Source organism: Nevskia soli, assembly GCF_903970205.1.
Taxonomy (GTDB): domain Bacteria; phylum Acidobacteriota; class Terriglobia; order Bryobacterales; family Bryobacteraceae; genus Bog-113.
The window spans coordinates 1-6651 of record NZ_CAJCHS010000374.1; the positions used below are offsets into that span (position 1 = coordinate 1).

Here is a 6651-nt window from a genome sequence, read left to right on the forward strand (position 1 = left end):
TCGAAGGCCAGTTGAAGCAGCTCGCCCATATCGAGGAAATGGTGAGCAGCGATCCGGAGATTATGGGCGGAACGCCGGTTTTCAAGGGCACGCGGGTTCCCGTCGATTTAGTTGCCGACATGCTTGCCGGCGGCGCGACAACGGAGGAGATTCTCGATGGCTTTCCGACGCTCGACCGGGAGAAGGTCTCCATTGCGCCGCTGTACATGCGCGCCTTTCCACGTCGCGGGCGGCGCACCCGCCGACCCTGGCCCGGGAAAACACCCCATCGTCAGGATTCCTTCCCGCTCGCCACCCTTCTCAAGAGTGCCTGAGGTTTCTGATCGACGAATGCCTGCACGAATCGCTGGTTGCAGTGGCCCATGCCTCTGGTTTCGACCCGGACAAAGATGATTTTGGAGCGGGAGACGGGATTCGAACCCGCGACATCGACCTTGGCAAGGTCGCACTCTACCAACTGAGTTACTCCCGCGCTGGGAGACGAACGGTAAACCTCCATTTTGCACTGTTTGGAGCGGTACTGTCAAACTACATTTCCACCCCTTTATGTTTTTTGCAACTACCTCAAAACACAATAGTTATATTTCTGTTGCGATCCGATTCTTTGTGCTAAAGTGAGTGCTGCCATTCCGCTCTTGAACCAGCCAATTCATCAAATCGTCACGTTCCGCACCGGTTAAAGCCGGCGGCGGCTTTCAATCCGGGTTGAGTTGAACGCATTGCCAGATTGCGCCTTTCGAGGCTCCGTCTCCAAACGTTTATTGTCTATTGGGTTTTTCGGCGGCTGAATGCAGCGGATCGTCTTATTGGGTGGATATGAACGTTTGGGATCAGGTGAAACAGCAGCTTGCGGCAGCGTTGAGCTCTGAAAGTTATGAAAACTGGGTCGCCCGCACGACCCTCGATCGGATTGAAGGAGACACGTTGCATGTACGCGCGCCGGATTCCCAGACGTGCGAATGGCTTCAATCCGAGTACAGTGACCTTGTCTACCGGTTGGTGCGCGAGATCAGTGGCGCGCGGTTTGGGGATGTCGTTTACCATGCCCCCGACGGGGAACGTCCGATGCGGCTCGTTCCACAAGGCGTACCGCAGGAGGTCACGGGCCAGCTTGGCGAACTGCATCCGCGGTTCACGTTCGACAACTTCGTGGTCGGCGCCAGTAACCAGTTTGCGCACGCGGCGGCGCGATCGGTTGCTACCAATCCCTCGCGGAGCTATAACCCGTTGTTCATCTATGGCGGCGTCGGCATGGGGAAGACCCATCTCATGCATGCCATCGGGCGCGAGTTGATCAGCTCGAATAAGATGCGCGTGGTTTATACCTCCAGCGAGAAGTTCACCAACGAGGTGGTTTCGGGGATCCGCTTCGACCACATGGCCGTGCTGCGGCAGCGCTACCGCTCGGCGGACGTCCTGCTGATCGACGACATCCAGATGCTGGGCACGCGCGAACGAACCCAGGAGGAATTCTTCCACACGTTCAACGAACTGCATGACCATCAGAAGCAGATTGTGATTTCGAGCGATTCGCCGCCGAAGGAAATCCCCGGCCTCGTGGAGCGGCTGCGCTCGCGTTTCGAGTGGGGGCTGATTGCCGACATCCAGGCGCCGGATCTGGAAACGAAGATGGCCATTCTGGATAAGAAGGCCGAAGCGGAAGGGGTGACGCTGCCGCTCGAGGTCTCGACGTTCGTGGCCTCGCGGACCAAATCGAACGTCCGCGAACTGGAAGGCGCGCTGATCAAGCTGATCGCCTTCTCATCGCTTACGGGAGCTCCGATCACCCTGACCATGGCCCAGAGTTGCCTGAAGCATCTGGCGCACGCCCAGGACCGTCGGGTGACGATCGACGCCATCCAGCGCGCGGTCGCCGAGAAGTTCGGGATCAAGCCCATGCAACTCAAGGAAAAAAGCAACACCAGGGCGGTGGTTTACCCGCGCCAGATCGCGATGTACCTGGTGAAAGAGCTCACGTCGGCGTCGCTTCCGGAGATCGGCCGGGCTTTCAATGGAAAGCACCATACCACCGTGATCCACTCCATCGGGGTCATCACCAAGAAACGGGAGGATGACCCCGAATTGAACAGGATGTTGCACAGTCTAATGGACTCATTGCAAGGCGGTTAGCGTTTTGATCCACAGGCGGGGTGCGAACCGGCAGCGCAAAACTGTAGATATTGCGTTACAGCTCGATTTTTGCAGATTCGGCCAAGTGCTTTTCCGAGTCCTCGCGAGACAAGAAGGTGCTGAATTTTGTATAATTTAGAGAGAAATCCACTTTTCGACAAGACCTACGAATACGGTTCTATTCTGTATTTGTATATGAACCCAGCAGGAGAATAGGAGCGCCATGGAATTTACCATCGCCAAGAGCGATCTGGTTCGAGAACTGAGTCTGTCGCAAGGCGTCGTCGAAAAGAAAACGACGATCCCGATTCTGTCGAATGTGCTGATTGAGGCGGATAACGATCGGGTCACGCTGACCGCTACGGATCTGGAACTCGGGATTCGTTGTTCGTGTCCGGCGCGCGTGAAGAAGTCCGGCGCGGGGACGATTCCGGCGCGGAGGCTGCTCGATTACGTCCGTCTGCTGCCGGACGCCGATATCGCGTTTAAGTTTCTGGAGAATCATTGGGCGTCGATCACCTGCGGGCGCTCCAAGACGCGAATTGCCGGGATGAGCCGCGAGAGCTTTCCGGAACTGCCCGAGATGCCGGAGCAGATCGGAGAAATCCCCTATGGGCTGCTTTCTGCCCTGATCTCGCGTACCGGGTTCGCCATCTCCATGGAAGAGTCGCGCTTCACGCTGAATGGGGCCTTGCTGCTGCTGAAGCCGGAAGGCGTGACCATGGTGTCGACCGACGGGCACCGGCTCGCCTACGTGGATCAGCCCTTCCAAAACGGCGCGAACCGCAGCTTCCGCGCGCTGGTGCCGCGAAAGGCGATGAACGAGGTCTTGAAGCTGGCTGCCGAGGGCGATCCGGAACAGAAAGCGATCCTCGCCGGCGATGACAATCACCTGTTCTTCAAGTTCGGCGACCGGCTGCTGATTACGCGCAAGCTGACCGGGAATTTTCCGGATTACGAGCGTGTGCTGCCGCGTGAGAACCAACACATCGCGCTCATGGTGAAGACCGAAATCCGATCGGCCATCGAACGCGTCGCGCAGTTTGCGGATGAGCGGTCGCGGGCCATCCGCGTGCGGTTCGAGCCGGGTGAAGTCAAGGTGTTTTCGTCCTCGGTGGAGACGGGTGAAAGTGAGGAGAGCGTTCCCACGGAGTATCAGGGACCGAATCTCGAGATCGGATTCAACGCGCAATACCTGCTGGATTTCATGCGAGCCATCACGCAGGACCAGGTGGCGTTTTCGTTGAAGGATGAGAAGAGCGCCGGCGAACTGCAGCCGTATTCGGTTCCGACCGATGGCGCGATCACGCAGAGTTACCGCTACGTCGTTATGCCGATGCGGATCTGAATGGGTTGGTGTTCGGGAAAGAGTTTGACATGCCTAACGAAGTGAATATGCCGTCAGAGAATTACGATTCCAGTAGTATTCGGGTGCTTGAGGGTCTGGAGGCGGTGCGACTGCGCCCTGCCATGTACATCGGTTCGACCGGTGAGATGGGCCTGCATCACCTGGTTTATGAAGTCGTCGATAACTCCGTGGACGAAGCGCTGGCTGGATATTGCAAGAACATCGAAGTGGTGATTCACATCGATGATTCCGTCACGGTGGTGGATGACGGGCGCGGGATCCCGGTGGATATCAAGCCGGAGTTTGGTGTTTCGGCCGCCGAGATTGTGTTAACCAAGTTGCATGCGGGCGGTAAGTTCGATTCGAACTCGTACAAAGTATCCGGCGGCCTGCATGGCGTGGGCGTGAGCTGCGTCAACGCGCTCAGCGAGTTGTTCGAACTCGAAATCTGGCGCGATAAAGGAACGTGGACGCAGGAGTATTCGAAAGGCGTTCCGAAGGCGCCGTTGATCCGTGCGGGCAAGGCTTCGAAAACCGGGACCAAGATTACGTTCCGTCCCGATCCGACGATCATGGACGCGACCAAGTTCAACTACGATACGCTCTCGCAGCGGTTGCGCGAGATGGCGTTCCTGAATAAAGGCCTGCGCATCACGTTGACCGACGAACGCGTGGACCCGCCCAAGAACCACGAGTTTGTGTATGAGGGCGGCATCTCGGAGTTCATCAAGCATCTCAACCGCGGCAAGAGTGTGCTGCATGAGAAGCCGATTCATTTCGAAGCGACGGCCAAGCTTCCGAATGACAGCGTGATCGGCATGGAAGTGGCGCTGCAGTATAACGACCAGTACGCCGAGACGGTCTTCAGCTTCGCCAACAACATCAACACCAAAGAAGGCGGCACGCACCTTTCGGGATTCCGCAGTGCGCTGACGCGAACCATCAACGCGTTCGGGCAATCGGCCGGCCTGTTCAAAGACGTGAAAGAGAACCTCACCGGCGACGACGTGCGTGAAGGCTTGACCGCGGTCGTCAGCGTGAAGGTACCGCAGCCCCAGTTCGAAGGTCAGACCAAAGGCAAGCTGAACAGCGATATTCAAGGGCCGATGACGCAGTTTGTCAACGACAAGCTGGGCGAGTTTTTCGACAAGAACCCGTCGGTGATGCGCAAGATCGTTTCGAAGGCGATCGATGCCGCGCGGGCCCGCGAAGCAGCCCGTAAGGCGCGCGATCTGACGCGGCGAAAAGGCGCGCTCGATTCCGGCGGATTGCCAGGGAAACTGGCGGATTGCCAGGAGCGCGATCCGGCTCGTTGTGAGCTTTTCCTGGTGGAAGGTGAATCGGCCGGCGGTACGGCGAAGCAGGGCCGGGACCGGCGCTTCCAGGCGATTTTGCCGCTCAAGGGCAAGATCCTCAACGTCGAGAAAGCCCGCTACGACAAGATGCTGGGCCACGACGAAATCCGGACGCTCATCACGGCGATGGGTACAGGGATCGGCAAAGAGGATTTCAATCCGGCCAAGCTGCGCTATCACAAAATCATCATCATGACGGACGCGGACGTCGACGGTTCGCACATCCGTACGCTGCTGCTGACGTTCTTCTTCCGTCACATGCAGGAGCTGATCACCCGTGGGCATGTTTATATCGCCCAGCCGCCGCTGTATCGGATCAAGAAGGGCAAGAGCGAGAAGTACATCAAGGACGAGAAGGAATTTACGCGCGAGATCATGCGGCGCGCGACCGAGAACCTGGTGGTCGAGAACACGGCCAACGGGCAACCGTCGTCGCGTCTGGAGGCGGGCGAGCTGCGGGCGTTCCTGTTGAGTCTGGATGAGTTCGATCAGATGTCCTTCAAAGTCGAACGTCGGCTTCGGGATGCGCGCGTCGTCGATGTGCTGGGGCGCGTGGAATTCGCCGTCGATACGAAGGCGGATTACTCGGAGCGCGGCAATATGGAGAATCTGGCGAAAGCGCTCCTTGCCGCCGGCGTCGAGACCGCGCAAGTTCGCGCGGATGAGGAGCACGCCGCCTGGATGGTTTCCTATCACGACTCGACCAATGCGGAGCGGTGCATCAATATGGACCTGGCGTCGCAGCCCGATTTCAAGCGATATCGCGTACTGGCAAAACAGGTCGGGCGTTTCAATCACGCGCCGTTCTACGTGATCAAGAACGAGCGGCGGGATGTGCAGAACGACTGGCGATCGCTGCTCGCGCACGTCAAGGAAGAAGGCAAGCGCGATTCCAGCGTGCAGCGCTACAAGGGGCTCGGGGAGATGAACTCCGAGCAGCTGGGCGAAACGACGATGGACCCGCAAAAACGCGTGCTGCTGAAAGTCCGGCTGGAAGATGTCGTTGAGAGCGACGCGATCTTCACGACGCTGATGGGCGAAGACGTCGAGAGCCGCCGTAAGTTCATCGAAGACAACGCGCTGGATGTCAAGAATCTTGACGTGTAGCTAGCGGGCTTAACCACAGGCGATGCGGAAGGCCGACTGGGATCCGGAGCGCTACGAGGGCGGCCATTCGTTCGTCTGGCAATTCGGCGGCGACCTGCTCGCGTTGCTTGCTCCGCAACCGGGGGAGCGGATCCTCGACCTCGGCTGCGGCACCGGACATCTAACCGCAAAGATTGCCGCCGCGGGAGCTACCGTGGTAGGGATCGATCCGAGCCCCGCGATGATCGGTCAGGCGCGCCAGAATTATCCCAACCTGACGTTCCATCTGATCCGCGCCGAGGACTTCCGCGATCCCGAGCCCTTCGACGCGGTGTTCTCGAACGCGGCATTGCATTGGATTACCGATCAGGACGCGGCAGCCGAAACTGTCGCCACGGTGCTGCGGCCCGGCGGGCGCTACGTACTTGAGATGGGCGGGCGCGGGAATATCAAGCGGATCGATAGCGCGGTCCGATCGCAGATCAAGAACTACTTCCCATCGATCGGTGAGTACGCCGGTATTCTCGAGCGGCACGGGCTCGAGGTCACGAATGCGATGCTCTTCGATCGACCAACTCCGCTAGAAGGCGGCGAAGCCGGGTTGCGCGATTGGGTGGCTACTTTCCGGCCGGACAATACGCGCCCGATGAATGAGGTCGAGGCCGAGTTGCGGTCAGCGCTCTTTCATGACGGGAGGTGGGTTGCGGACTACCGGCGGTTGCGGATGATGGC

At 58.7% G+C, this 6651-nt stretch carries 5 protein-coding genes and 1 tRNA gene; 5 read left to right on the plus strand and 1 reads right to left on the minus strand.

Annotated features, from left to right (window positions below; translation table 11 throughout):
• The coding region (locus H1Y01_RS16305; protein WP_219341617.1) for a DUF433 domain-containing protein at positions 1 to 314 on the plus strand (314 nt) is incomplete at its 5' end.
• 82 nt (positions 315 to 396) lie between these two features.
• Here H1Y01_RS16305 and H1Y01_RS16310 read toward each other — a convergent pair.
• Positions 397 to 472: transfer RNA gene (locus H1Y01_RS16310), tRNA-Gly, on the minus strand.
• Between the two features lie 344 nt (positions 473 to 816).
• Between H1Y01_RS16310 and dnaA the strand changes: the two genes are divergently transcribed.
• The 4 genes from dnaA to H1Y01_RS16330 all read left to right on the plus strand — a co-directional run.
• Complete coding sequence (dnaA, locus tag H1Y01_RS16315; RefSeq protein ID WP_180541570.1) at positions 817 to 2130, plus strand: chromosomal replication initiator protein DnaA; 1314 nt, start codon at positions 817 to 819, stop codon at positions 2128 to 2130.
• 223 nt (positions 2131 to 2353) lie between these two features.
• Complete coding sequence (gene dnaN, locus H1Y01_RS16320; RefSeq protein ID WP_180541571.1) at positions 2354 to 3478, plus strand: DNA polymerase III subunit beta; 1125 nt, start codon at positions 2354 to 2356, stop codon at positions 3476 to 3478.
• Between the two features lie 29 nt (positions 3479 to 3507).
• Positions 3508 to 5940, plus strand: coding sequence for a DNA topoisomerase (ATP-hydrolyzing) subunit B (gyrB, locus tag H1Y01_RS16325; protein WP_180541572.1), 2433 nt, complete (start codon positions 3508 to 3510; stop codon positions 5938 to 5940).
• Positions 5941 to 5962: 22 nt separating this feature from the next.
• A partial coding sequence (locus H1Y01_RS16330) for a class I SAM-dependent methyltransferase (RefSeq protein ID WP_180541573.1) occupies positions 5963 to 6651 on the plus strand: 689 nt, incomplete at its 3' end.